At 53.0% G+C, this 26,599-nt stretch carries 24 protein-coding genes; 4 read left to right on the top strand and 20 right to left on the bottom strand.

The window, feature by feature from the left end; all coding sequences use genetic code 11:
• Positions 1-19 precede the first annotated feature (19 nt).
• Entirely contained in the window at positions 20-616 is a 597-nt protein-coding gene (locus LJ739_RS05150; RefSeq protein WP_229159439.1) for a Maf family protein, read from the top strand.
• Here LJ739_RS05150 and LJ739_RS05145 read toward each other — a convergent pair.
• Both LJ739_RS05145 and rluC read right to left on the bottom strand, forming a co-directional pair.
• The gene (locus LJ739_RS05145; protein ID WP_229157681.1) at positions 604-1,296 is read right to left on the bottom strand and encodes an HAD family hydrolase; all 693 of its coding nucleotides are present in this window, start codon (positions 1,294-1,296) and stop codon (positions 604-606) included. The genes LJ739_RS05150 and LJ739_RS05145 overlap by 13 nt on opposite strands.
• A complete protein-coding gene (gene rluC, locus LJ739_RS05140; protein ID WP_229157679.1) occupies positions 1,293-2,237 on the bottom strand; it encodes a 23S rRNA pseudouridine(955/2504/2580) synthase RluC in 945 nt (314 codons plus the stop codon). The genes LJ739_RS05145 and rluC overlap by 4 nt, the downstream gene beginning before the upstream one ends.
• A 561-nt stretch (positions 2,238-2,798) precedes the next feature.
• Between rluC and rne the strand changes: the two genes are divergently transcribed.
• A complete protein-coding gene (gene rne / locus LJ739_RS05135) occupies positions 2,799-5,810 on the top strand; it encodes a ribonuclease E (RefSeq protein WP_407646761.1) in 3,012 nt (1,003 codons plus the stop codon).
• A 69-nt stretch (positions 5,811-5,879) separates the two neighbouring features.
• On the opposite strand, the gene LJ739_RS05130 is transcribed toward rne, so the two are convergent.
• From LJ739_RS05130 to LJ739_RS05090, 9 genes are all read right to left on the bottom strand, one after another.
• Positions 5,880-6,026, bottom strand: coding sequence for a type II secretion system protein M (locus LJ739_RS05130; protein WP_229157675.1), 147 nt, complete (start codon positions 6,024-6,026; stop codon positions 5,880-5,882).
• 118 nt (positions 6,027-6,144) lie between these two features.
• Entirely contained in the window at positions 6,145-6,792 is a 648-nt protein-coding gene (locus LJ739_RS05125) for a rhomboid family intramembrane serine protease (protein ID WP_407646741.1), read from the bottom strand.
• A 70-nt stretch (positions 6,793-6,862) separates the two neighbouring features.
• The gene (locus LJ739_RS05120) at positions 6,863-9,115 is read right to left on the bottom strand and encodes a xanthine dehydrogenase family protein molybdopterin-binding subunit (RefSeq protein ID WP_229157671.1); all 2,253 of its coding nucleotides are present in this window, start codon (positions 9,113-9,115) and stop codon (positions 6,863-6,865) included.
• Positions 9,116-9,117: 2 nt separating this feature from the next.
• Complete coding sequence (locus tag LJ739_RS05115; protein ID WP_229157658.1) at positions 9,118-9,582, bottom strand: (2Fe-2S)-binding protein; 465 nt, start codon at positions 9,580-9,582, stop codon at positions 9,118-9,120.
• A 16-nt stretch (positions 9,583-9,598) separates the two neighbouring features.
• Positions 9,599-10,171: a nucleotidyltransferase family protein gene (locus LJ739_RS05110; RefSeq protein WP_229159437.1), complete on the bottom strand. Its 573-nt coding sequence runs from the start codon at positions 10,169-10,171 to the stop codon at positions 9,599-9,601.
• Between the two features lie 3 nt (positions 10,172-10,174).
• Entirely contained in the window at positions 10,175-11,152 is a 978-nt protein-coding gene (locus LJ739_RS05105) for an XdhC family protein (protein WP_229157656.1), read from the bottom strand.
• A complete protein-coding gene (locus tag LJ739_RS05100) occupies positions 11,133-12,302 on the bottom strand; it encodes an RDD family protein (protein ID WP_229157653.1) in 1,170 nt (389 codons plus the stop codon). Before LJ739_RS05100 ends, LJ739_RS05105 begins: the two co-directional genes overlap by 20 nt.
• Positions 12,303-12,310: 8 nt before the next feature.
• Positions 12,311-13,489 carry a vWA domain-containing protein gene (locus tag LJ739_RS05095; protein ID WP_229157651.1) on the bottom strand — a complete coding sequence of 393 codons (1,179 nt, stop codon included), beginning with the start codon at positions 13,487-13,489 and terminating at the stop codon, positions 12,311-12,313.
• Positions 13,490-13,491: 2 nt separating this feature from the next.
• Complete coding sequence (locus LJ739_RS05090) at positions 13,492-14,328, bottom strand: AAA family ATPase (RefSeq protein ID WP_229157648.1); 837 nt, start codon at positions 14,326-14,328, stop codon at positions 13,492-13,494.
• Between the two features lie 187 nt (positions 14,329-14,515).
• Here LJ739_RS05090 and cysK point away from each other — a divergent pair, with 187 nt between their 5' ends.
• Both cysK and LJ739_RS05080 read left to right on the top strand, forming a co-directional pair.
• Positions 14,516-15,481 carry a cysteine synthase A gene (gene cysK / locus LJ739_RS05085; RefSeq protein WP_229157645.1) on the top strand — a complete coding sequence of 322 codons (966 nt, stop codon included), beginning with the start codon at positions 14,516-14,518 and terminating at the stop codon, positions 15,479-15,481.
• A gap of 108 nt (positions 15,482-15,589) precedes the next feature.
• Positions 15,590-16,063 (top strand): hypothetical protein, encoded by a 474-nt coding sequence (locus LJ739_RS05080; protein WP_229157642.1) that lies wholly within the window; start codon positions 15,590-15,592, stop codon positions 16,061-16,063.
• 54 nt (positions 16,064-16,117) lie between these two features.
• Here LJ739_RS05080 and pyrF read toward each other — a convergent pair whose 3' ends face one another.
• The 9 genes from pyrF to gyrA all read right to left on the bottom strand — a co-directional run bounded on the left by pyrF (position 16,118) and on the right by gyrA (position 26,496).
• On the bottom strand, positions 16,118-16,819 hold the full coding sequence (gene pyrF / locus LJ739_RS05075) for an orotidine-5'-phosphate decarboxylase (RefSeq protein ID WP_229157640.1): 702 nt from the start codon (positions 16,817-16,819) through the stop codon (positions 16,118-16,120).
• Positions 16,820-16,822: 3 nt separating this feature from the next.
• A complete protein-coding gene (lapB, locus tag LJ739_RS05070; protein ID WP_229157638.1) occupies positions 16,823-17,992 on the bottom strand; it encodes a lipopolysaccharide assembly protein LapB in 1,170 nt (389 codons plus the stop codon).
• A gap of 2 nt (positions 17,993-17,994) precedes the next feature.
• Entirely contained in the window at positions 17,995-18,255 is a 261-nt protein-coding gene (locus LJ739_RS19025; protein ID WP_324254896.1) for a lipopolysaccharide assembly protein LapA domain-containing protein, read from the bottom strand.
• A gap of 127 nt (positions 18,256-18,382) precedes the next feature.
• On the bottom strand, positions 18,383-18,673 hold the full coding sequence (gene ihfB / locus LJ739_RS05055; protein ID WP_229157636.1) for an integration host factor subunit beta: 291 nt from the start codon (positions 18,671-18,673) through the stop codon (positions 18,383-18,385).
• Positions 18,674-18,752: 79 nt separating this feature from the next.
• Positions 18,753-20,426, bottom strand: coding sequence for a 30S ribosomal protein S1 (gene rpsA, locus LJ739_RS05050; protein WP_229157634.1), 1,674 nt, complete (start codon positions 20,424-20,426; stop codon positions 18,753-18,755).
• Between the two features lie 110 nt (positions 20,427-20,536).
• A complete protein-coding gene (cmk, locus tag LJ739_RS05045) occupies positions 20,537-21,220 on the bottom strand; it encodes a (d)CMP kinase (protein ID WP_229157632.1) in 684 nt (227 codons plus the stop codon).
• 123 nt (positions 21,221-21,343) lie between these two features.
• Positions 21,344-22,630 carry a 3-phosphoshikimate 1-carboxyvinyltransferase gene (gene aroA, locus LJ739_RS05040; RefSeq protein ID WP_229157622.1) on the bottom strand — a complete coding sequence of 429 codons (1,287 nt, stop codon included), beginning with the start codon at positions 22,628-22,630 and terminating at the stop codon, positions 21,344-21,346.
• Complete coding sequence (serC, locus tag LJ739_RS05035; RefSeq protein WP_229157620.1) at positions 22,630-23,712, bottom strand: 3-phosphoserine/phosphohydroxythreonine transaminase; 1,083 nt, start codon at positions 23,710-23,712, stop codon at positions 22,630-22,632. The genes aroA and serC overlap by 1 nt, the downstream gene beginning before the upstream one ends.
• Before the next feature lie 93 nt (positions 23,713-23,805).
• Positions 23,806-26,496 carry a DNA topoisomerase (ATP-hydrolyzing) subunit A gene (gene gyrA / locus LJ739_RS05030; RefSeq protein WP_229157618.1) on the bottom strand — a complete coding sequence of 897 codons (2,691 nt, stop codon included), beginning with the start codon at positions 26,494-26,496 and terminating at the stop codon, positions 23,806-23,808.
• Between the last annotated feature and the right edge of the window lie 103 nt (positions 26,497-26,599).

The following is a 26,599-nucleotide window of genomic DNA, read 5'->3' as shown; positions in this document are numbered from 1 at the left end:
TTCATTTTGTTTTTCGGAGCTGTTAAACGTGCAATGGATCCTCGCCTCTTCATCCCCCTACCGACGTTCACTGCTGACCCGTCTGGGGCATCCCTTTGACTGCCATTCTCCGGATATCGATGAAACCGCCCAGGCGGGCGAATCCCCTGAAGCTCTGGTACTTCGCCTGGCGATTGAAAAGGCCCGCGCGGTGGCAACTGAGTATCCGCATGCCCTGGTTATCGGTAGCGATCAGGTTGCCTGTTACAACGGCGCTCCGGTGGGAAAACCCGGTAATCGCCATAAAGCAATTTCGCAATTACAACAATTCAGTGCTAAAACCATTACCTTCTATACCGGACTGGCGGTCATTGACGGCAGTACGCAACAGGTGCACTCGACAGTGGAACCTTTCACGGTCCATTTTCGTGCGTTGACCGATACACAGATCGCCAATTATGTGGACACCGAACAACCTTATGACTGTGCAGGCAGTTTTAAATCTGAGGGACTCGGCATTGCCTTATTTGAGCGTTTTGACGGGCGCGACCCCAATGCCCTGATTGGTCTTCCCATGATGGCCTTATGTGACCTGTTACTGCAGGCGAATGCTTATCCGCTCAATCAATCACCCTGACCCGCACTGCCGTTAATTGCATGGGTAGCCGGGGTCAGTACCCGTGTCAGCAATTCGGGCAGCGTGTCGATCATGTGGTTGGGCCGCACATCCGCAAGTTGGTCAGCATGGTGCGCACCAAAGGTCACGGCAACGCTCGGACAACCTGCTGCGTGCGCCATGTTGATGTCATGAGTGGTATCTCCGACCATCAGTAACTGATTTGGCTGACAATCAAACCGATCGGCAAGAGTAAACAACATCTGTGGATGGGGCTTTGAACGGGACTCATCGGCACAGATTGTTTCATTGAAATAATGCCCGATACCGCTTTGATGAAGTGCACGATTTAACCCTCGTCTGGCTTTGCCGGTCGCCACAGCCAATGGATAACGCTGTCTTTTTAACGTGCTCAACAGCCATTGGGCCCGATCAAACAATTGGCAAGGACGTTGATCAAGCTCCAGATAGACGGCGCTGTAGGCTTCAGCCAGTTTGGTCACAATCGGGTCGTCTTCGGCAAGGGAAAACAAACGGGCGATGGCGGGTTTGAGACTGATACCAATAATTTGCCGTACTGCCAAATCACTGGGCACCGGTTGTTGACAGGTTGCGGCGGCCCTTTGCATCGCTTTAACAATTTTCGCGGCACTGTCCATCAACGTACCATCCCAGTCGAACACGATAACCGGTTTGGTCACGACAGTGCCTTAAGGACCTTTTGTAGATCCTTGTCCAATGGCGCTTCGACAGTCATACGCTCGCCACTTACAGGGTGGTCGAAGTGCAAACGGTAAGCATGCAAAAATAACCGGTTGAGTCCTGCCTGATGCATTATTTCATCGAACGCGGCATCACCGTATTTCGGATCACAGGCAATCGGGTGACCGGCGTGCAGACAATGAACACGAATCTGATGGGTTCTGCCAGTAATGGGCGATGCTTCAACCAGGGTCGCATGAGCGTAGGTGTTCAATATGCGATAGCGGGTTTCTGACGGCTTACCATCAGGGTGAACGGAAACCATCCGTTCGCCGGATTTGAGCACGTTCTTGTTCAGTGGCGCTTTGACCTTAAAGCGATTATCCGGCCAATGACCGGCCACCAGTGCCTGGTAGCGTTTATCAACGGTCTTGGCACGCAGTTGCTCATGCAGGCTTTTCAGGGCACTGCGTTTCTTGGCAATCAACAGGCAGCCAGACGTATCCCGGTCCAGTCGATGTACCAGTTCGAGAAACTTGGCTTCGGGTCGCAGGGCGCGCAATGCTTCAATAACACCAAAACTGAGACCACTTCCGCCATGAACCGCCATGCCGGAGGGTTTGTTGACCACAATCAGCACATTGTCTTCAAACAGAATATGCTGCTCAAGCTGGGCAACTTTATCCAAACGTGTAGACGGTGGTGCGTCAGGGCTGGACACCCGAACAGGTGGGATCCGAAGTTCATCGTCGGGTTGTAACTTGTACTCTGGTTTAACGCGCTTTTTATTAACCCGTACCTCACCTTTACGTAAAATACGATAAATAAGGCTTTTAGGAACTCCTTTAAGGAAAGTCCGTAAAAAGTTATCTATCCGTTGCCCTTCAAGGTCCGGATCAATGCGCACAAACTGTACTTTTTCAAAAGAATTATCACTCATACGAGGCGCATTGTACCCGAATTCATGCGGGACACCCACGGAATTTTAAGCCCTTGCAAAAACTGCCTAAATCGTGCATTATTTGCCGTGTTTGGTGGGTTGCATAACAAAACCCCTCAAACCTGACTAACAAGTCAAGTGTACGCAGGATGCGAGAAACGTTGCACAGCAACCCCATCCAGGCGCGGCCTCCCCACTGACAACGGGACTAAGTCCGTTATAGCGCGAAACACTGACTTGTCATTGCGATACAAAACAAATTGCATTGATCGCAGGAATATACAGAGAATTTTTGGCTTGATGCCGATACCCATGTCACTGTTGATAAACAGAGACTCAACGGCATCAAATGTAACAAGATAGACCAACTCGGAAGTGTGCGTCAGGCTTCCACATCAACTCAGTTGATGGGCGTTTCCAACCAGAAACACCACTGACAAGACGCAATTACCACACCTCTGGCAGTCGAGAGACTCCGGTTTCAGAGGCGTGCAGCCAAGCATACATCTACTGTCCTTCCCGATCGGTGCCTAAAAACCGAGTTTCTAATACATGAAAAGAATGCTAATCAATGCAACTCAGCAAGAAGAGTTGCGAGTAGCCTTAGTAGACGGACAGAAACTGTACGACCTGGACATCGAAAGCCCGGGCCACGAACAGAAAAAAGCCAACATCTACAAAGGTACCATCACCCGCGTTGAACCCAGCCTCGAAGCCGCTTTTGTCGATTACGGCGCCGAGCGACACGGATTCCTCCCTCTTAAAGAAATTGCCAAAACTTACTTCCCAGACGGATACCGCTTTGAAGGTCGTCCCAATATCAGGGATGCGATCAAAGAAGGTCAGCAGGTTATCGTTCAGGTTGATAAAGAAGAGCGTGGCCAGAAAGGCGCTGCACTCACGACCTTTATCAGTCTGGCAGGCAGCTATCTGGTACTGATGCCTAACAACCCCCGAGCAGGTGGCATCAGCCGCCGTATCGAGGGTGATGAGCGTACCGATCTGAAGCAGGCGTTGAGCAAGTTGGATCTGCCTGATGGTATGGGCCTGATCGTGCGTACTGCGGGTGTCGGCAAATCCTATGAAGAGCTGGCCTGGGACTTGAGCGTATTGCTTACCCATTGGCAAGCCATTTCGGAAGTTGCTGAGTCGCGCCCTGCTCCGTTTCTGATCCATCAGGAAAGTAACGTCATTGTGCGCGCCATTCGCGATTATCTGCGTCGCGACATCGGTGAAATCCTGATCGACAAGACCAGCGTCTACGAACAGGCGTTAAAACATATTCAATTGGTACGCCCAGACTTCGCCAATCGTGTGAAGCAATACAAAGGCGACGTACCGCTGTTCAGTCACTACCAGATTGAAAGCCAAATCGAGTCCGCGTTTCAACGGGAAGTTCGCTTGCCGTCAGGCGGTTCGATTGTTATCGACCCGACTGAAGCATTGATTTCTATCGACATTAACTCCGCACGGGCAACCAAAGGCGGTGATATCGAAGAAACGGCACTGAACACCAACCTGGAAGCGGCTGACGAAATCGCCCGCCAACTGCGGTTGCGTGATGCCGGTGGTCTGGTGGTGATTGATTTCATCGACATGACGCCGGTGCGCCATCAACGTGAAGTTGAAAATCGCCTCAAAGATGCGGTTCGACATGACCGTGCCCGAGTCCAATTAGGTCGTATTTCACGCTTCGGCCTGCTGGAAATGTCCCGTCAGCGTCTGCGTCCTTCACTGGGTGAATCGGCCCACAATGTCTGCCCTCGCTGTAGCGGTCACGGCACTATTCGTGGCACAGAGTCACTGGCGTTGTCAGTACTGCGCATCATGGAAGAGGAAAGCCTGAAGGAGAACACCGGACAGATTGAAGCGCAATTGCCGGTATCGGTTGCCACTTACCTGTTGAATGAAAAGCGTCGTAGTATTCGTAGCATTGAGAAGCGCCACAACGTTGAATTGCTGGTGATCCCGAACCCGAATCTGGACACCCCGCACTATAAAGTCGAGCGCCACCGTCCGGATGAAACCGTGACCGAAGCGAGCTACAACATTGAGTTGGCAGAGGTTCAGGACGCTGAAGCAGAGCGTTCAATTGCGCCGGCTCAAGCCAAAGAGCAACCTGCACTGCAGGGCCTGATCGCGCCGACCGCACCGGCGCCTGCAGCGGCACCTGCCAAAGCAGAGCCTTCGTTATTGTCACGTTTGGCCAAATGGTTTGGCGGTTTGTTCACTGCTGAAGAAGACAAAGGTTCTGCCAACAAAGGTAAGCCTCGTCAACAACAGCGTCGTGGTGGTCAAAACCGCAACGAGCGTGGCGGTAAACGTCGCAACAATCGTGGTGGTGCCCAGAAAGATCGCAAGGGCGCTGCGGACAAGGAAGAGAATAAAGCAGCTGACAACCGTGGCACGAAAGAATCAACCCGTGGGGATGGTCGCCGCAAAAATCAGAACCGTCGAGACGACAAACGCAAGTCTGCGCCTAAATCTGAACAGGCCCAGGACACCAAGCCGCAACAGGCTAAAGGTGAACAGGTCGAGAAAGCCGATGCTCAGAAGCAGGAAAAGGTGACTCAGCGCCGTAAGCGCAGAGACAATCGTCGCAGTGTACGGGTGAAGCAAGACAATGAGGTGGAACAGGACAACCTGAACATTGCTGAAGCACCAGTAGAAAACAGCAATACAGAAGCTCAGGCGCCTGCTAAGGCTAAGCCTAGCCAAGATGCCGTTGTTGCTGATGCTGCCACTGATGCAACACCGGAAGCGGTAAAGTCTGATGACGCTGAAAAAGGCAACGACGGTGAAAAACCCGATCGCAGCCGTTCACGTCGTTCCCCTCGCCACATTCGCGCTGCGGGTCAGAAACGCAAAAAAGAACTGACGGAAGACACTGACGCAGGGCAAGATGAATTGCCACTTGAGCCAGCCACTTCCAGTGAAGCAACGGAGCAGCAGGCTGACGCCCCGATTGCGAACCAGGAACAACAACCGAAACAGGTTGAAATTGACCTGGATGCAACGGACGCACCGGCTGCCGAAGCGGCGCCGGCAGAAGAAAAACCAGCGCCTGCCAAACGTCGTAGCCGCCGCAAGCCTAAAGCTGATGCGGAGCAAGCGACCAACGTTGAAAGCACTGACAACAGTGCACAGGCGGCAGAAGCTGCGCAGGTTGAAACTGAGGCCACTACCGACAAGGCTGACACTGCTAACGCTACGACAGCAGAAGCTGACGTAGCAACCGCAGCAACTGAAACTGAGACACCTTTAGCTCAGGCAAATAGCGCTGAAGCAACAGACGCAGAAAACGGCAGTAACGATGCGCAAGCACCGGAAGCGCCAGTAGCCCCTGCGGCACCAAAAACCCAGTTCAGCAAAGCCAAGAAAGTGATCATTGGTGGCCGTGCAACAGCACCAACCACCAAACCCACGCCGCTAAGTCAGGCGCTGGGAGAGATCAGCATCCGTGAATTGGCCGCCAGCGAGCGGGCACCAGCGAACGCTTCTGGTCGCGTTGCGGCATTGGTCAGTGTAAGCAATCGCGCCACTGCACCGGCGACCAAGCCAGCAACACTGTAAGTCACATAGCCATTAAAAAAGCCCGGTATAACCGGGCTTTTTTTTTTAACTTACTAGCAAGAATTCCCATTACAACGCGCCAATCGTGGCACCGATATTCACACCAAGCGCCATAACCAGCACGGCGATAAGCAGGCCTGCAAGTACCTTTAACCCTTGCCTTTCTTTAGATTCCATCCCTTGCCACCATTGTTTGAAGGATTCAAACACGGTCATAAACACCTCCATTGATCGAATGACAAATTAGCTGCAACAGCGAGTATGGTGAATACCAGTGGTAACATCGAATGGCTACAGGTTCAACCATGAGAAATCTAATCGCCATTTCAGCAAGCTATTCTCTGTCCTGCTGCGTGGATGGCGCCTCACCTTTCCACTGTTCACCAATGACAGGATCATCCAGGTTTTCCTGCCCTTCCCATTCGTAGCGTTTTACTGCCGGAAACGGGTCGGTTTTACGCCAGATAAAGGCACTGAACACCCCCATTACAGCACCGAAAAAGTGTGATTCAAACGAAATATGCTGTTCGGTGGGAAAAATGGTCAGGGTCATACTGCCATACAGAAAAAACGCAATCAGCATTACTGCAATTGAACGCTTGTCGCGGCGAAGAATACTGTTAACCAACAAAAAGAAAAACAGCCCGTGGGTAACGCCACTGGCGCCAAGGTGCAATGCGGGCCTTGCAAACAGCCACACACCGATACCACTGCCAATCCAAACCGTTGCAAGCACACGCCAGGCACTTTTCGGGTAGCCGTACAGCAAGCCAATCAACAACAGGATCATCGGCAAGGTATTGTTGAACAGGTGTTCCAGCGAACCGTGAATCAACGGCGCGGTGGCAATTCCCAACAGGCCGTGCAGAGTCAGTGGATCGACTGCAAACGCACTCAGATCCAGGCGCCACAACAGTTCGGCAGATTTTATACACCACAGCAGGCTGGTCAGGAACACACTCAACCAGATGGTTGGTAACAAAGAGACAGGTTTCATACACCGAGTATGGGGGTAAAAACCCCATACTCAAGCAGACGAAGCCAGATTGACGTTACACCGACAAGGTTTTGTTGACAGGCAAGGTTCGGATACGCCGGCCACTGGCGTGGTAAATGGCATTTACCACACTGGCGGCTACTGGCGGCGTACCGGGCTCGCCAACCCCTCCGGGCGGTGCATCCGATGCAATGATGTAGGTTTTTATCATCGGCGACTGATGATAACGGGTAACCGGGTAATCGTGATAATTGGATTGCTTAACTTTGCCACCTTCCAGACTGATTTCGCCCATCAGGGCAATGGACAGGCCGAACAACATCGAGCCCTCCTGTTGGGAGCGCACCCGATCCGGGTTAACCACCGTGCCACAGTCGATCGCTGAATGCAGTTCCAGCACCGAGACCTTGCCCTGCTCTACACGTACTTTGCAGGCCACCGCTACGTACGACACAAAACTGCGGTGTACGCTGATCCCCCAACCTTCGTTGTCACCGGTGGACTTATCTGCACCCGACTGTTTGACAACCTCATCGAGCACTCTTTTCATTCGCGCTATATCGATGGGGTAAACGTCAGCAGGATCACCATAGTTTCCATAGCCGAACCCTTCCGCGGTCGGATCGACGATACGGTCTTCACCCAATAACGCATGCCACATCGCATGAGGTGTTTTACCGGTCGCGGCAGCCATTTCATCCACAAAGGCGCCCTGGGCAAAGGCATGCTGAATATTGCTGACCGACCGCATCCAACCAATCCGCACATGGCCTTCGGCCTTTTGTGACTCACATTGCATTGCGTTGACAGCAAACGGCACATCACCAAACCCCAACGACAATTCACCGTCCTGAGGTTCGTCCACGGTGCCTGTAAATGTCCAGCTAATCGACGGAAAGGCCGTGCGTTGCAACCAGCCCACCACAGAGCCATCTTTGTTAACCGCGGCTTCGAAGCGCTGTGCACTGGCGGCATGATAATAGCCATGTTGAATATCGTCTTCGCGACTCCAGACCACTTTAACCGGCTTGCCGGTGTGTCTGGCCAGTAACGCCGCTTCTACTGAAAAGTCAGGCTTTGATTTGCGGCCGAAGCCACCGCCCAATAGCGTCACATTGACCTTCACTTGCTCGGGTTGCAGGCCCAGCGCTTGGGCAACATTCTGTTGGGTGCTTTGCGGTGTCTGGGTACAGGCCCATATTTCACAGTGCTTTTCGCTGACCACTGCCGTAGCGGCTGGTGGCTCCATTTGCGCATGCACCAGGTAAGGTACCTGATAGGTAGCCTTCACGACAGCGTCTGCCCCGTCGAAAGCGCCTTTAACATCGCCACGGGTACGGATCACCTTGCCGGGCTGACCCACCCGCTCCACCAGGGTGCTCATGTAGTTCGCGGAGTCGTGTTGCTGGTGAAGACTGTCGCTCCATTCGACCTTCAGCGCTTTACGCCCTTGCAGGGCTGACCAGGTATTGTCAGCCAATACTGCTACGCCGTTAAGTGGATGAAACGCGGGAGCATCTGGCTGTTCAGGCATCACCATCACATCGCGGACACCGTTGACCTTCATCGCACCCGCTTTATCATGGGATTTGACCTTTTGCCCCACCACAGGGCAGCGCTCAATACTCGCGTACAGCATGCCTTCGAGCTGCACATCCTGTCCGTAAACCGCACTGCCGTCGAGCATATCGTCGATGTCAACCGGCGCCAGGCCCTTTCCGATCAGGGTAAATTCGCTGGCGGGTTTTAACACCAGACTGTCCGTTTGTGGCGGTGTCAGTTTGGCAGCCGCAGAGGCTAATTCACCGTAGCTCAGTTTGCGATCGCTGCTAACGTGATGCACGTAACCCTGCTTACCACGCACCTGGTCAACCGGTACACCCCACTTTTCGGCAGCGGCCTGCTCCAACATCATTCGTGCACTGGCGCCCATTTGGCGCATGGTGGTAAAGAAGCGTCTGATTGAACGGGAGCCATCGGTGTTCTGACTACCATAGCCCGGGTTTGCAAAACCCTGCACGACGTCCACCATTGACCAGTCAACGTCTAGCTCATCAGCCAGCACCTGCGGAATACCGGTGCGGATCCCTTGTCCCATTTCACTGCGGTGACATACGATGCGCACCCGATTGTCCGCTTCGATGGCAACGAACAGGTTTAACACCCCAGCCCCTTCAATCGGTGACGGAAACGCCGCCATGGCGAGGTTAAAACCCGGTAAACCGGTCGCCAGGACCAGAGAGCCGGCACCAATTGCGCTGTTTTTCAGAAAGTTGCGGCGACTGACATTTTCAATCTTGGTTGTCATGATCAGCCCTCCGCCGGTTGTTGGGCGATGACATCATGCAACGCCGCTTTAATGCGTGGATAGGTGCCACAGCGGCAGATATTCCCCTGCATATTGGCATCAATCTGTGCGTCGGAAGGGTTCGGATTATTGGCCAGCATGGCACTGGCATTCATCAGTTGGCCCGCCTGACAATAGCCACATTGCGGAACGTTGTGGGCTTTCCAGGCTGCTTTTAATGCTTCTCCAAGGTCGCTGTTCAGTCCCTCAATGGTGGTGATTGCTTTACCACTGATTGCAGACACCGGTAATGCGCAACTGCGCACGGCCTGCCCATCCAGGTGCACTGTACAGGCACCGCATTGTGCAATCCCACAACCAAATTTAGTCCCGGTCAGGCCAAGAAGATCACGCAGGGCCCATAACAGTGGCATGGCCGGATCGGCATCCACCTGTTGTTTTTTGCCATTGAGGGTAAAACTGATCATGCAACGTTCCTTTTTATCATGTGGATTGGTTTAACCATGCCTGCAATTGCACAGTTGTATCAATGTCAGTTGCTGCCAATGGCATGGAAACCGGGTTCACTGGCAACCGCTCGCCCTTTAGCAGCGCTTTTGCTCCTCTGTCGTCGGGTAGCGCCAGCAGATGCTCAAACATGGGGGCAGGAAATACCGCAGGAACCCCCCGTTGCTGTTCATAGCTTGAACAGACAATGTGCTGGCCATCACATGCACGCCACAACGTGTTGAGTGTGTCCGGCAGCAAAGCGACCTGGTCCCCTAACACCACCATCAGAGAACTGACGCTAGTCGGGAGTTGTGAGACACCGAATTTCAATGAATGACCGATCCCCTGCTCCCAACCGCTGTTGTAAAACACGTCCACGTGTGACGGTAGCAACGAACGCACTGCATCCCGGTAGGCGCCAATCACCACGCCAACCCGTTGCGCCTGACTCGCCTGACAATGACGAACAATGCGACTAAGCATAGCTTCCTGCCCTACGTTTGCCAGCTGTTTTGCGCCACCAAAGCGACGTCCGGCACCCGCAGCGAGGATCAGACAATAACGCATCACTCAGTCCCCCAACGCCAGACTGATGCTACGCGCCGTTCTGCCGTGCAACACCGCCTGGATTTCAGCAAGGGTCGACAACGCAATGTGTTCGGGAAGTTCGCCGCCCAGCGACAAACCCATCGGATTGGCAAAAACGTCAAAGGACGACTCATTCAGGCCCGCCCGCTGCAGCACCCGTTCGGTACGATGGCGTGGCCCGAGCAAGCCTGTGTAGCGTACATCCGTTGCCCCGGCATCAGCCAGCCACACCAGCGCGTCGGCATCCAGTTGAATGTGATGGTGCATTACCACCACCGCATCCATTCCTTTTAGCAGGGCGTGATCAAGACCTGCATAAGGCTCACGCAAATGGTGTCGGGCACGGTGAAACACTGCTGGCCGGGCATGGGATGTGCGAGGGTCGGCCACGCTCACGTGCCAGCCCAGATCAGCCGCCAAATTCACCAGCGGCAATGCATCGATGCCCGCCCCCATGATCAGGAGCCCGGTAGGAGGTGTCAGGGTGAAGAGCTGCATTCGGACATCGCCAGGATTGGCATCGGTTACGATCCGGTTGTGTCCGTCGTCGACATCACAACTCACAGCATATTGCACGGTCTGTCGTTGGTGCAGGGCTGAAATCACCTGGCCCAACTGCAGATAATCGGTTGCAGCATTGACCGGTTGGAGCAGGATACGTACCCGCCCCCCACAGCCAATGCCAAGCTGCCAGGCGGGATCATCCTCATCGCGCATATCGTATTCAATGATACGACTGGTATCGGTATCCCAGCATTGTCTTGACTGACGGATGATATCGGCCTCCAGACAGCCGCCACTGAGCAAACCATGATGTTTGCCCATGTCATTGAGCAGCATCATCGCCCCGGCTTTACGGTAGCTGGAACCCTCGGTCTCAATCACGGTCGCCAGTACCCATTGCAGGGTGTCCCGTTGTTGATCCCACTGGATCAGCGCGTCAAACAGATGGTTTGACATCGCTGCTACCGCCGAGTGACTGTTTAGGTTTGCGCAAATTGATCACCAAGGTTTCTGAAATCTTGTCCTGAATGGCCTGACGGTTCGGATCCCAGAAAACCTGCAAAAAGCCCATTAGTCCGGTCGCAAAACCGGCGCCATAGCCTCCGTAACGACCAAAGCTCTCCCACAGGTTTAACCGGCTATTGTCCAACTTCACCACTTTTATCCCCAACGCCTTTTTGCCTGGCGTCTGGCCATTCAACCACGTGGTGAGTGCAGAAAAATAAAACGCTGCCCAACCAAAACCAAGGCCCAGGTCAGCCGCGATCCCCTTGGCCCATTCAATCAGACTGTAACCAAAGTTATGCTCTGGCGTTTCGTCAGTTGCGGATGTCGCTGGTTTATCGTCTTTCACTGTGTCAGGCAGTTTTTCCGTCACAGACGTATCATCGTCAGAGGTGGCTTCCGAGGCGGCCGTCTCACCGGTTTTTAGCGCTGTATATGTCTTTTCAAAGTGGGCTTTCAACGCCAGCTGCTCTTCAGCCGTAAGCTGGTCGCTGGCGGTTTCATGTACAGCGTCAAACAGCCCCCGGGCTTTATCCTCCGGCAACGCTGTTTCAACCATAACATCTGCAATGTCTGTACTGATTGTCTGCCAGCAGGTGAATGCCGGTTTACACTCGCCCCGTTCAACCCGCTCATACATATCGGCGATTTCAAGTCCGTACCCGGCGGTCAACCCCACCAATTTAAGCCCATCGAGACCGCCCACACTGTCATCCTGGCCGTAGGTGACAACACCGGGCGGGATCTTCGGTCCATAGCGTGGCGCGTCAAAGACTGACTCAAAGGTCGCCAGTGCAAACAAAAATAGCATTAAGGCCGCCAGACTGCGCAACAACAAACGCAAACCGTTATAGCGTTTCTTCTGTTTAAGGCGATTGCCAGCGCGGAAAAACATGATGGCTAGTAAACCAGCCAGAAACAGTGAATTCACGTGGGTTAACATAGATATCAGCAGCATATCGATACCCAGCGCAAATCCCCGACGCATCGGACTGGCCAATGGTGTTCCCAACAGTTCTGGCGAAACCGAAAACGCAAACGGTGTGACAATTTCCCGGGTTTCACTGTCACCGGTTGTGGGGTGATAATTGTTTGTGGTCATTGGTGTTCCTAACGGGTCTGTAGCGCCTTTATCCCGTCCGTTATTCCCTGTAGGGTTAACGGGTACATACGGTTGTCCATCAGATCCTGAATGATGCGAATGGACGCATAATATTCCCAATACGGGTATTGCTGTGGGTTCAGCCAGATGGCTTTACTGAAGTGCTGTAACAGCCGCTGCATCCACACTGCGCCAGGTTCCTCATTCCAATGTTCTACACTGCCGCCAGGATACGTGATTTCATACGGGCCCATGGTGGCGTCACCGACGAAAATCAGCTTGTAGTCACTGCCGTATTTGTGGATCACGTCCCACAACGGGATGGTTTGTTCATGACGCCGTCGATTATCCCGCCACACACCTTCATAAACACAGTTGTGAAAGTAAAAATACTCCAGGTGTTTGAACTCGGTGTGCACTGCTGAAAACAGTTCCTCACACGCTTTAATGTGCGCATCCATAGAACCACCGACATCAAAAAACATCAACACTTTTACCGCGTTGTGGCGTTCAGGCACCATATTGATGTCCAGTAAGCCTGCATTCTTGGCGGTTTGACGGATAGTGGTCGGCATGTCCAGTTCATCACTGGCACCGGTACGGGCAAACTGACGCAGTTTGCGTAAGGCCACTTTGATATTGCGGGTACCCAGTTCGACGTCGTCAGCCAGATTGGCAAACTGACGCTTATCCCACACTTTTACTGCGGAAAAGTTGCGATTGCCGTCTTGTCCCATCCGGATCCCTTCGGGGTTGTAGCCATAGGCGCCAAACGGTGACGTCCCCCCGGTACCGATCCATTTGTTGCCGCCTTGGTGACGTTCTTTCTGTTCTTCCAGACGCTTTTTGAGGGTTTCCATCAACTCGTCGAGCCCACCCATGGCTTCAATTTTGGCTTTTTCCTCATCACTCAGGAAACGCTCAAGCTCCTTGCGTAACCAATCGTCGGGAATATCCTTGCCGAGCAAGTCGATGCTTTGAACACCGTCAAAATAATCCGCGAAGGCCCGGTCAAATTTATCAAACTGACTTTCATCTTTTACCATGATGGTGCGCGACAGGTAGTAAAACCCTTCCATGTCGGCAAACACCACCTGCTTTTCCAGCGCACTGATCAAATCCAGTAACTCGCGCAAACTGGGTTTGAGTTGGTATTGGCGCAGGGTAAAGAAAAAATCGACCAGCATGGTTAGCGGCGTGCCATGAAAATCAGCTTTTCAAACAGGTGGATGTCCTGCTCGTTTTTCAACAACGCACCGTACAAGGGCGGAATGGTTTGCTTACCATCTTTGCTTTGCAGTGCCTCGGGAGGGATATCCTCAGCGACCAATAATTTTAACCAGTCAATCAGTTCTGACGTTGAGGGCTTTTTCTTCAGTCCCGGCACCTCCCGCAATGAGAAAAAGGTTTCCAGTGCCTGGTTGAGGAGCTGTTTTTTAATGTTTGGGAAATGCATATCAACGATAGCCCGCATCTCATCCACATCCGGAAAGGTAATGTAATGGAAGAAGCAGCGACGCAAAAACGCATCTGGCAGTTCTTTTTCATTGTTGGACGTGATCACCACGATTGGCCGCTGCGCCGCCTTAATGGTTTCGCGGGTTTCGTAAACGAAAAACTCCATCCGGTCCAGTTCCTGGAGCAGATCGTTGGGAAATTCAATGTCCGCCTTGTCAATCTCATCGATCAGCAATACCGGACGCTGCTCGGCAGAAAACGCCTGCCAAAGCTTGCCTTTGACGATGTAATTACTGATGTCATGCACTTTGTCATCACCGAGTTGGGAGTCTCGCAGGCGGGATACCGCATCGTACTCGTACAATCCCTGCTGCGCCTTGGTGGTAGACTTGATGTGCCATTGGATTAAATCGGTGCCCAAGCTGGTTGCCAGTTCTTCGGCCAACATGGTTTTACCGGTACCCGGCTCACCTTTGATCAGCAGCGGCCGTTCCAGTGTTATGGCGGCATTCACCGCAAGTTGTAACTCTTTGCTGGCGATGTATTTTTGGGTTCCTTCGAAGGACATGGTTTCCCCTGTTAACAACGTGTTATCAATAAACAATAAGATATAGCGAAAAAGCACTTTGAAATTGCCCATCTCGCCTTAATCTTATAACGGTATAGTATTACCCTCTGGGTAAAGGTAAAGCGTCCGGTGACGATTAACAACACTCTTCTCAACCGGACCCGACAGAATTTTGCAAGGATCATCTATGCACATTTATGAAGATAACTCGCTCTCCATCGGCAACACACCGCTGGTGAAGCTTAATCGTGTTACCAAAGGCAACGTGTACGCCAAAATGGAAGCACGTAATCCCAGCTTCAGCGTCAAGTGCCGAATCGGTGCCAACATGATCTGGGACGCAGAGAAACGCGGCGTACTGACCAAAGACAAAGAATTGGTTGAGCCGACCAGTGGTAACACCGGAATTGCGCTGGCATTTGTTGCGGCGTCCCGTGGCTACAAACTGACGTTGACCATGCCCAGCAGCATGAGTCTGGAACGCCGTAAGCTGCTTAAAGCGCTCGGTGCTAATCTGGTATTGACCGATGCCCCCAAAGGCATGAAAGGTGCAGTAGCCAAGGCCCAGGAGATCGTAGACTCCAACCCGGACAAATACGTACTGTTGCAACAGTTTGATAACCCCGCCAACCCGGAAATCCACGAAAAAACCACCGGTCCGGAAATTTGGAAAGACACTGACGGCAACATCGACATTTTCGTCGCTGGCGTCGGTACAGGCGGCACTATCACCGGTGTCAGTCGCTACATCAAAAATACGCAGGGCAAGGCCATTACCACCGTTGCGGTTGAGCCCGTGGATTCACCGGTCATTTCCCAGGCCAAAGCGGGCGAGGAACTGACCCCGGGACCGCACAAAATCCAGGGCATTGGCGCCGGTTTCATTCCCGGCAACCTTGACCTCGATCTGATCGATGAAGTGGAAAAAGTGTCTAACGACGAAGCCATTGAAATGGCTCATCGTCTGCTCAAGGAAGAAGGGATACTGGCCGGTATTTCTACCGGTGCAGCGACCGTTGCTGCGGCGCGACTGGCAGAACGCCCGGAAAATGCCGACAAAAACATCGTGGTGATTTTCCCAAGCTCGACCGAACGTTACCTCAGCAGCCCGTTGTTTGCCGGACAGTTTTCTGATCTCGAAGAAGTTCAGTAAGTTACTGATTTATGGTTCATTGTTGAAGGGAGGCTTACGCCTCCCTTTACTTTTTGGGCGTGAAATTGCAGACTGACGACTGGTGAGTTAGACAGAGTAGCAATCCCCATGCAAAAAACCTGGCGTCATCTAGCGCTCATTACCACGCTTGTGCTGGCCATAGCCGGCTGTGACAATGCTCCGCGCCCCAAAGCGGGTGAAGGGGGTGGCAAATACGGCATGATGGACACCAATACGCCGGAATTCGCCGCCGTACGGTTTTTTCAACACATCTATGAAGACGATACCATCGATGGTGCAATGTCAATGAGCACGCGTCGCATGGCAAAGTTGCTCAAATCCTACCATACGCCACGTAACTTCCAGCGTCATGTGTTGAACCTGACCTACGATACCGTGGACATTCAACCGGACACCGGCAACACCGTCGGCCGAAATGAATTTGCTAAAGATGCAGTGGTGACGGTGTTCTTCACCGGTGAACGTCACGGCGATCAAATTGAAGATTTGCGGGTGGTCGAAATGGTGCGGCTTGACAAAAAATGGCTGGTGGACGAGATACGCGCTGACAAATACCTGTAGTGGTACGAAAGACAAACATTTAAAAAAGGAGGCTGATAGCCTCCTTTTTTCGTTCTATACGCCGGCGATACTCTGATTAATCGCCTGCAGTGCTGCCAGAGGGTCTTTGGCGCGGGTTATCGGCCTGCCTATGACCATGTAACTCACCCCCGCCTGCACCGCTTGTTCCGGAGTCATGATGCGTTTCTGATCGTTGGCGTCTGCTCCCGCCGGACGGATCCCCGGGGTAACCAACGAAAACGGTGCTTCAATCTGCTCACGCAGCACCGCGGCCTCCTGGGCTGAACACACGACCCCATCCAGGCCCGACTGTTTGGCCAGCTTAGCCAGGCGCAGCACATGCTGTTCAGGCGTGGTGTTGATACCGATAGCGGCCAATTGTTCGGCATCCATACTGGTCAACACCGTCACTGCAATCAACAAAGGCTTGTCTTTACCGTAGCGAGACAAGGCCTGTTGGGTTTTTTCCATCATCACCGGGCCGCCGCTGGCGTGCACATTGACCATCCAGACCCCCAAATCTGCGGCAGCCTGACAGGCTTTGGCCACGGTATTTGGAATATCGTGAAACTTGAGATCAAGAAACACATCGAACCCCAAGCCGACCAGATCTTTAACGAATCTGGGACCGAAGTGGGTGAACATTTCTTTGCCCACTTTTAGCCGACAGGCAGTACTGTCCAGCTGTTCTACCAGTGACAAAGCGTTGGCTTTATTGTCAAAGTCCAATGCGACAATCACCTTGGGATCTTGCATGTGTTACTCTCCGTCTAGACCTTTTATGGGTTTCACCACACCCCATTTTTTACAGGATGGGCACAGCCAATGGATTTTCCGTCCGGAAAAACCACAGCTTTGGCAACGATACTTGGGACGTTGCTGGATCTGTTCTTCGACCAGCTCTTTGAGCATCTGCAGACTGTCCAGGGCTTTATCCTGAGCATCCTGATCGATATAGAATGACATTAGTGTGCTGAAGCCGCGCATGGTGGGATGGGTGCGCAGCTGCTGCAACAGTACGTCGGCCGCCTCCTTCGTCTGCCCCTGTCGTGCCATCAGATGCACTTTGGCCAGATAGGCAGTGGCACAGCGTTGCCAGTAAGCGTCCAACACGGCCTGCAAAGCCTGTTCGTCCTGCAGCTTTTGCGCACAGGTTTCCATTAAAGGCACCGCTTCACTGAGCCACGACATGTCCCGCTCGGGCACTTGCTTCAGGTATTCCATGGCTTGTTCATAGTGACCCAGTGTAATGGCACATTGCCCCAGCATCAGCCAGGGTCGTACCGCATGCTCGTCAGCCAACACGGCTTTTTGCAACAGCTTTTCTGCACCTTCGTAGTCTTCGTTGCGCAACTGAATTTCGGCCTGTTCGCAATAGAAATGGGCGATACGCTGACATAATTCTTCACTGTCGCCATGACAATCCATCATGTTTTCGGCCAGTTCGATGGCCCGCTCCCACTCCTTGGTGGTCTGGTAAATATTGAACAGTTGGATTTGCGCGTCGAGGTAGTGTTTGTCACTGCTGAGCAATTGCAGGAAAGCATTTTCGGCCCGTTCAAGGAAGCCAGCCAGCATGTAGTCACGCCCCAGTTCTCTGAGCGCCGTTTGTTGTTGTTCATCGGACAGAGATTCTTTGCTGACCAGGCTCTGGTGCACTTTAATGGCCCGGTCTAACTCGCCGCGATGACGGAAAAAGTTGCCCATGGCAATGTGGGTTTCTGCCGTATCGCTGTCCAGGTCGATCATCTTGATCAGGGTGTCTACGGCTTTGTCGGGTTGGTCCGATAACAGGAAGTTAAGGCCTTTATAGTAATGCCTGGCCATGATGCTGGATTGCTTACGCTGAGCGGTACGAACACTGTTCCTGCCCATGACCCATCCATAGCCGGCAGCAACGGGAAGCAACAAAAACAGCAGTTCAAGCATGGTCAGTCATCAACCGAAGGTCGGCGCCCCAGTTGTTTTTTCATGGCGCGCATTTTCCAGCGCATCTGCAACCCGATCAGGCTAAAGGCCAATGCCGCAATGGCGATACCAAACACCAGCATCACCGCCAGCAGTGCCGACAGTTTCAATTCAGATTGAGCAATGAGGTAATTGACCGTTACCAGTTGATCATTCTGCGCACCGATCACCACTGTGATCAGCAAAATGGTCAATGACAACAGAACGATAAGAAAGCGCTTCAATGGCATTCCTTAAGTGCGATAACCGTCACCGGCAAAGCGGTGTTTTCCGCGGTATGATTGAGTTCCGCTACACTCTAACAAAAACGGCACCCGATTTGGAGTGCCGCTTTTTAAATATTCAGACGATTCAGTGTGTTACTCTATCGTTTACACGTTCCCTGAGCTCTTTACCCGGTTTGAAGTGTGGAACGTACTTGCCGTCCAATTTCACTGTTTCACCGGTTTTCGGGTTACGCCCAACGCGTGGGGCCCGATAGTGTAACGAGAAGCTGCCAAAACCCCGGATTTCAATACGCTCACCACGTTGCAGGGTTTGCGCCATTTGTTCCAGCATTTCCTTGATTGCAGACTCTACGTCCTTGCCAGGAATGTGCCTTGTTTTGTCCGCTAGCCGTTCAATTAATTCAGACTTGGTCATAACAACCTCTTGGTCAAACAAATCACTGGGCAGCTATCGGATGATAGCGATGCCGCCCCGAAGAGCGGCATCTAACACCTTACTCTTCGCCTTTTGCTGCTTTGAAAGCTTCAGCCATGGCGTTAGCGAAACCGGCATCATCCTGCTGGTTCACTTTGTCCATTGCTTCTTTCTCGTCAGCTTGATCTTTCGCTTTCACAGACAGGTTAACAACGCGGTTCTTGCGGTCAACACCCATCAGTTTAGCTTCCAGTACTTCACCAACACTGACAACGTCAGTTGCTTCTTCGACACGGTCGCGAGCCAGGTCAGATACGCGAACGTAACCGTCCACTTCCTCTGCCAGGTTCACAGTAACGCCTTTCGCGTCGACAGCTGTGACTGTACCAGTAACGATAGCACCTTTCTTGTTGTCTGTCAGATACTTATTGAAAGGATCTTCTTCGATTTGCTTCACGCCCAGAGAGATGCGCTCACGCTCAGGGTCGACTTGCAGTACAACGGCAGAGATTTCGTCGCCTTTCTTGTATTCACGAACTGCTTCTTCGCCAGCTTTGTTCCAGCTGATGTCAGACAGGTGAACCAGGCCGTCGATGCCGCCGTCCAGACCGATGAAGATACCGAAGTCAGTGATTGACTTGATCTTACCGGATACTTTGTCGCCTTTGCTGTGAGACTTGGCAAACTCTTCCCAAGGGTTCGCTTTACACTGCTTCAGACCCAGAGAAATACGACGACGCTCTTCGTCGATTTCCAGAACCATAACTTCAACAACGTCACCCAGGTTAACAACCTTAGATGGGTGGATGTTCTTGTTGGTCCAATCCATTTCAGAAACGTGTACCAGACCTTCAACGCCGTCTTCGATTTCTACGAAGCAACCGTAGTCAGTCAGGTTGGTGACCGCACCGTTCAGCTTAGAGCCTTCTGGGTAGCGCTCAGCAATTTCTTGCCATGGATCGTTGCCCATCTGCTTCATACCCAGAGATACGCGCTGCTTCTCTTTGTCGAACTTCAGGACTTTAACGTTGATTTCATCACCAACGTTGACGATTTCGCTCGGATGCTTAACACGCTTCCAAGCCATATCAGTGATGTGCAGCAGGCCGTCAACACCGCCCAGATCTACGAATGCACCGTAGTCGGTCAGGTTCTTAACGATACCTTTAACTTCGTGACCTTCTTCCAGGTTGGCCAGCAACTGGTCACGCTCTGCACTGCTTTCTGCTTCGATAACCGCACGACGTGATACAACCACGTTGTTACGCTTAGCATCCAGCTTGATCACTTTGAATTCTAGCTCTTTGCCTTCCAGGTGAGTGGTGTCACGTACAGGGCGTACGTCAACCAGAGAACCTGGCAAGAAAGCACGAACGGAGTTAACTTCAACCGTGAAGCCACCTTTGACTTTACCGTTGATAACACCTTTGATGGTTTCTTTCTCTTCGTAAGCTTTCTCAAGCTCAACCCATGCTTCATGACGCTTGGCTTTTTCGCGAGACAGGATAGTTTCACCGAAGCCGTCTTCAACAGCGTCAAGTGCAACGTCGACCTGGTCACCAATGGCAATCTCAAGAGAACCCTCTGCGTTTTTGAACTGATCTGCAGGGATAGCACTTTCAGATTTAAGGCCCGCGTCTACCAGAACGATGTCTTTATCGATAGAAACAACAGTACCTTTAACGATGGCACCTGGGCGAGTTTCGAGTTCTTTCAAACTCTCTTCAAATAGTTGAGCAAAATTTTCAGTCATAACTTACTTAATGATTGACATCCACATTACAGTCCCGTAAATGTGGGGTTGTGATTGTTGATCGCAGTCATCCGTGATTGCCATCTTATTACGTTTAATGGGTCAGCCTGTTACTCTGCGCTTTCGAGCTTCAGGGCAACAAACTGACTGATTTTTTCCACGACGTCATCAATGGTTAATTCAGTAGAATCAACCACATACGCATCTTCTGCCGGCACCAACGGCGCCACTTTCCGATTCGCATCGCGCTCGTCCCTAGCCTGTATGTCGGCTAAAAGGCGCGTAATGCTAACATCATGGCCCTTTTCTTTCAACTGCTTATGGCGTCTTGACGCCCTTTCCTCGGCGCTGGCGGTTAAAAATATCTTGGCCTGTGCCTGAGGGAAAACCACCGTTCCCATATCACGACCATCCGCGACCAGGCCCGGGCTGTCACGAAACGCCCGTTGACGACGTAACAAGGCTTCCCGCACGCAGGGCAATGCAGCCACCTGTGATGCAACGCTACCAATCTCCTCGGTGCGGATTGCATCGGTCACATCCTCCCCTTCGAGGATGATGCGGGTACCGCTATCGCCGGTTTCAAAACTGACATCCAGACTGGATGCCAACGGCACCAGACCCGCCTCGTCGGCCGGATCGATCTGATGGTGCAATGAGGCGATAGCCAACACGCGGTAAATTGCACCACTGTCAAGGAAATGCCATTTCAGACGGCGGGCTAATAATGTGCTCACAGTGCCTTTTCCGGCACCGCTCGGGCCGTCAATGGTGACGACGGGGGCGTTTTGCATGAGCGCTCCTGAGCTCCAGCTTAAAAATCGGGCGCAATTATACGCGTTAGGGATGGTTTAGCAATGACAGTGGGGAAAAACACGCCCTGCTAAATGTTTCAGGGCGTGTCATTGAACCTGAGTTCAGACTCTGTGGGACAGGGTCGCGAAGCGTTCAAAATAGTCCGGAAAGGTTTTGGCAGTACATCCCGGATCGTTAATGGTGACACCGCACGGAGCCAGCGCCAGCAACGAAAAACACATCGCCATACGGTGGTCATTGTAGGTATCTATGTCGGCATGGCGCAGCGTGACTGGCGGCTCGACGACAATGTAATCATGGCCCTCTTCCACCGTGGCACCCACTTTGCGCAGTTCACAAGCCATCGCCGCCAGGCGGTCGGTTTCTTTTACCCGCCAGTTGTAGATGTTCGTCATCCGCGTCGTGCCCTTGGCAAATAACGCCGTGGTGGCAATGGTCATCGCTGCATCCGGAATGTGGTTCATGTCCATGTCGATACCGTGCAGCGGCGCGCCTTCTACTACGATCGCATCATCAAACCAGGTGATTTTTGCGCCCATGGCTTCAAGCGCATCGGCAAAGCGGATATCGCCCTGGATACAGGCTTTGCCAACCCCGGTCACCTTGACACGACCACCCTTGATGGCACCGGCAGCGAGGAAGTAAGACGCCGAAGAGGCATCCCCTTCCACCATGAATTGACCCGGACTGCGGTAGGTTTGGCCGCCGCGTACATGGAAAACCTGATAATCATCGTTTTGCACTTCGACACCAAACGCTTTCATGGTGTGCAGGGTAATATCGATGTAGGGCTTGGATACCAGCTCACCAACGATGCGGATCGCGCTGTCTCCGTCGAACAAAGGCGCCGCCATCAGCAATGCGGTCAGAAACTGACTCGACACCGAACCGTCAACGCTGATGTCACCCCCTTTGAGGGCGCCGCCCTGAATGTCGAGCGGTGGATATCCGTCGTTCTTCTGGTAATCGATGTGGGCACCCGCCTGACGCAGGGCATCCACCAACGCACCAATGGGGCGCTCTTCCATACGCGGCTCACCGGTTAAGGTAAACCTACCCTGGGAACAGGCCAGTGCGGCACACAGCGGACGCATCGCGGTGCCGGCATTGCCAAGAAACAGCGTTTGCGGTTCTGCAACATTAAATGCCGCGCCGTTACCGGTTACCGTACAACGGGTTTTACAGGCCGACAGCTGGTATTCCACGCCCAGCGCGCTCAGGGCATTGAGCATGTGTCGGATATCATCGCTATCCAGCAAGTTGGTCAGCTCGGTAGTGCCTTTTGCCAATGCGGCCAACAACAAGGCCCGATTGGACAAACTCTTGGAGCCGGGTACATTCACTTCGCCGTCAATACGGTCGATAGGGTCAAGGGTTAATTGCTCCATCAACCGTTCCTCCGTGCGAAGTCATGCATGAAATCCACCAGGGTCTGAACCCCTTCCAGTGGCATGGCGTTGTAGATACTGGCGCGCATACCGCCGACACTGCGGTGACCTTGTAGTGCGATCAGTCCGGCATCGTGAGCCTCGGCTAAAAAGGCATCGTCCAGTTCCGGGCGGGCCAACTGGAATGGCACGTTCATGCGTGAACGATAGTGCGGATCAACGCGGTTAACATAGAAGTCATTGCCGTCAATGGCACCATACAGGGTGTCGGCTTTTTCCTGGTTACGCGCCGCCATGGCATCTACCCCACCCTGACTTTTCAGCCACTTGAACACCAGACCGGCAAGGTACCAGGCAAAGGTCGGCGGCGTGTTGTACATGGAGTCGTGTTTGGCCAGCGTCGCATAATGCAAAATCGACGGTGTGTCAGGGCGAGCGCGATCGAGCAGATCATCACGCACAATGACCACGGACAATCCCGAAGGGCCAATGTTTTTCTGCGCGCCGGCGTAGATAACCCCATAGTCCGATACGTTGATCGGCTTGGACAAAATGTTGGATGACATGTCTGCCACCAGAGGCAGCGCCACCGACGGGGGTTCAGGGATCTCGAAGCCATCTACGGTTTCGTTGGGGCAATAATGGAAGTACGCGGCATTGTCCGGGTATTGCCACGCCTGCTCAGACGGCAAGGTAAACAGGCCATTGTGCTCACTGACGGAGGCAACTGCATGGGCCTGCACATAACGTCCGGCTTCCTGCAACGCACTTTTAGACCAGGAACCGCTGACGAGGTAGGCCGCGGCGTCTTGTTTTGTCGCCAGGTTCATGGCCACGGCCGAAAACTGGCCGCGACCACCGCCGTGGGTAAACAGGACTTTGTAATTGTCCGGCACACCCAGCAGATCTCGCAAATCACGCTCAGCCTCGGTAGCCAGGGCTACAAAGGCATCACTGCGGTGACTGATTTCCATCACCGAACAGCCCTGCCCGTTCCAATCGAGCAATTCCTGTTGCGCTTGTTGCATCACCGCTTCAGGGAGCATCGCCGGACCGGCGCAGAAATTATACACTTTCGTCATTGAAGAAATTCTCTATGAAAACAAAAAACGGGCGACCCGAAAGCCGCCCGTTCTGGCATAACGACTATGCGGGCGTTACCACCCGCGGGCGAATTATTCTGTCGTTTCGTCGCTGTCCGGCGTGGCTGTGTTTTCAGTCACGGCGTCGGCGTCTTGTGCGGGGTTTTCCCCGTCTAATTGTTCTGGCAATTCTTCGTCTTCGATTTCCTCGATACGCTGCAAGCCCACCACGTGTTCGTTCTCACCGGTACGGATCAAACGCACGCCCTGGGTGTTACGGCCTACCGTGGACACTTCGCTGACACGGGTACGTACCAGTGTGCCCATGTCGCTGATCAGCATGATTTCCTGGCCGTCATCAACCTGTACCGCACCAACGACTTTACCGTTACGCTCGGACACTTTGATTGACACCACACCTTGGGTGGCACGGCTCTTGGCCGGGTAATCAGCCAGCGGAGTTCGCTTACCGAAACCGTTTTCAGTGGCGGTCAGGATGGCTCCGTCCCCTTCCGGCACAATCAGCGACACCACTTTTTGTCCGTCTTGCAGACGGATACCACGCACACCGGTCGCTGTACGGCCCATCGGACGCAGTGACAACAATTCTTCACCGGTCTCAGGATCCCGCTTCACTTCACCGGTTTCGCTGTCACGCAGTCGCTCATTGAAACGCACCACTTTACCGGCATCAGAGAACAGCATGATGTCGCTGCTGCCGTTGGTGATTGCCACACCGATCAGCTCATCGCCGTCATTCAGGTTGACCGCAATAATACCGTTGGAGCGTGGGCGCGAGTACTGGCTCAGCGCGGTTTTCTTGACCGTGCCGTTGGCCGTGGCCATCAACACGTATTTGTCATCTTCAAACGCCTTGATCGGCAAGATCGCCGTGATGCGTTCGTTGTCTTCCAACGGCAGAATGTTCACGATCGGACGACCGCGGGCATTGCGGCTGGCAAACGGCAACTGATAGACCTTCAACCAGTACAGACGACCGCGGGTCGAGAAGCACAGAATATGGTCATGGGTGTTGGCAACCAGCAGTTTCTCGATGATGTCTTCATCTTTCATCTTGGTTGCTGACTTACCCTTACCGCCGCGACGCTGGGCTTCATAATCGGTCAGTTTCTGGTACTTCACATAGCCTTCACGGGACAATGTGACCACCACGTCTTCCTGTTCGATCAGATCCTCGATGTCGATGTCATGGCTGGCCGCAGTGATTTCAGTACGACGCTCGTCGCCATATTCTTCACGGACCTTCTCCAACTCTTCGCGGATCACTTCCATCAAACGCTCTGAACTGGCCAAAATGTGCAACAACTCGGCGATCTGTTCCAATAACTCTTTGTACTCACCTAGAATTTTTTCGTGTTCCAGGCCAGTCAGTTTGTGCAGGCGCAGATCCAGAATGGCCTGGGCTTGCTGCTCGGTCAGGTAATACTTGCCGTCACGGATACCGAATTCAGGTTCCAACCAGTCAGGACGGGCCGCGTCATCACCAGCACGGGACAACATTTCCGACACATCCCCCAGATCCCAACCGCGGGCAACCAAGGCTTGCTTAGCTTCACTGGGGCTTGGCGAGGCTTTGATCAGCTCAATCACCTCGTCGATGTTGGCCAGTGCAATCGCCAGGCCTTCAAGGATGTGGGCACGCTCACGGGCTTTTTTCAGCTCGAACACGGTACGGCGGGTAACCACTTCACGACGGTGCAGGATAAAGGCTTCCAACGCTTCTTTGAGGTTGAGCACCTTGGGCTGGCCGTTGTCCAGTGCCACCATGTTGATACCAAACACCGTCTGCAGTTGTGTCTGGGCATATAAATGGTTAAGCAATACTTCGGCAGATTCGTTACGTTTGACCTCGATAACAATGCGCATACCGTCTTTGTCAGACTCGTCACGCAGTGCCGAAATGCCTTCAATTTTCTTTTCTTTGACAAGTTCGGCAATCTTCTCAATCAGGCGCGCTTTATTGACCTGATAGGGAATTTCGTTGACCACGATGGTCTCTTTGCCGTTGTCTTCGGTTTCAATCTCTGCACGGGCACGCATGTAAATCTTACCGCGACCGGTGCGATAGGCATCATCGATGCCCTTACGACCGCTGATCATTGCGGCAGTGGGGAAATCCGGACCCGGAATATGCTCCATGATTTCTTCGATGGTCATGTCCGGGTTGTCAATCAGGGCGATACAGCCGTTGATCACTTCGGTCAGGTTGTGCGGCGGAATGTTGGTCGCCATTCCCACAGCAATACCCGATGAGCCGTTCACCAGCAGGCTGGGGACTTTGGTCGGCAGCACTTCGGGGATCATCTCCGTGCCATCGTAGTTAGGCACGAAATCGACGGTTTCTTTTTCCAGGTCAGCCAGCAGCTCGTGAGCTATCTTGGCCATGCGAACTTCGGTGTAACGCATTGCTGCAGCGCTGTCGCCATCCACCGAACCAAAGTTACCCTGGCCGTCGACCAGCATGTAGCGCATGGAGAAAGGCTGCGCCAGACGAACAATGGTGTCATACACGGCAGAGTCACCGTGAGGGTGGTATTTACCGATCACATCACCGACCACACGGGCGGATTTTTTGTACGGCTTGTTGAAGTCGTTTTTCAGTTCGTTCATCGCGAACAACACGCGACGGTGAACCGGCTTTAACCCGTCTCGAACATCCGGCAATGCCCGTCCGACGATTACGCTCATGGCGTAATCCAGGTAGGAGTTCTTTAGCTCTTCCTCAATGTTAATCGGTAATATTTCTTTGGCGAGGTCAGTCATATACAGCCTTGTCCCTAATCATTATTATTGGTGTCTTGCCAGGTCCGTGTAGTACGGACGCAGACCGGGGCAATCTACGCGCATTGGAATTGCAAGTAACGCT

It is taken from the genome of Fluctibacter halophilus, from assembly GCF_020687825.1.
GTDB lineage: Bacteria > Pseudomonadota > Gammaproteobacteria > Enterobacterales > Alteromonadaceae > Fluctibacter > Fluctibacter halophilus.
This window is presented reverse-complemented; position numbering and strand designations above follow the sequence as displayed.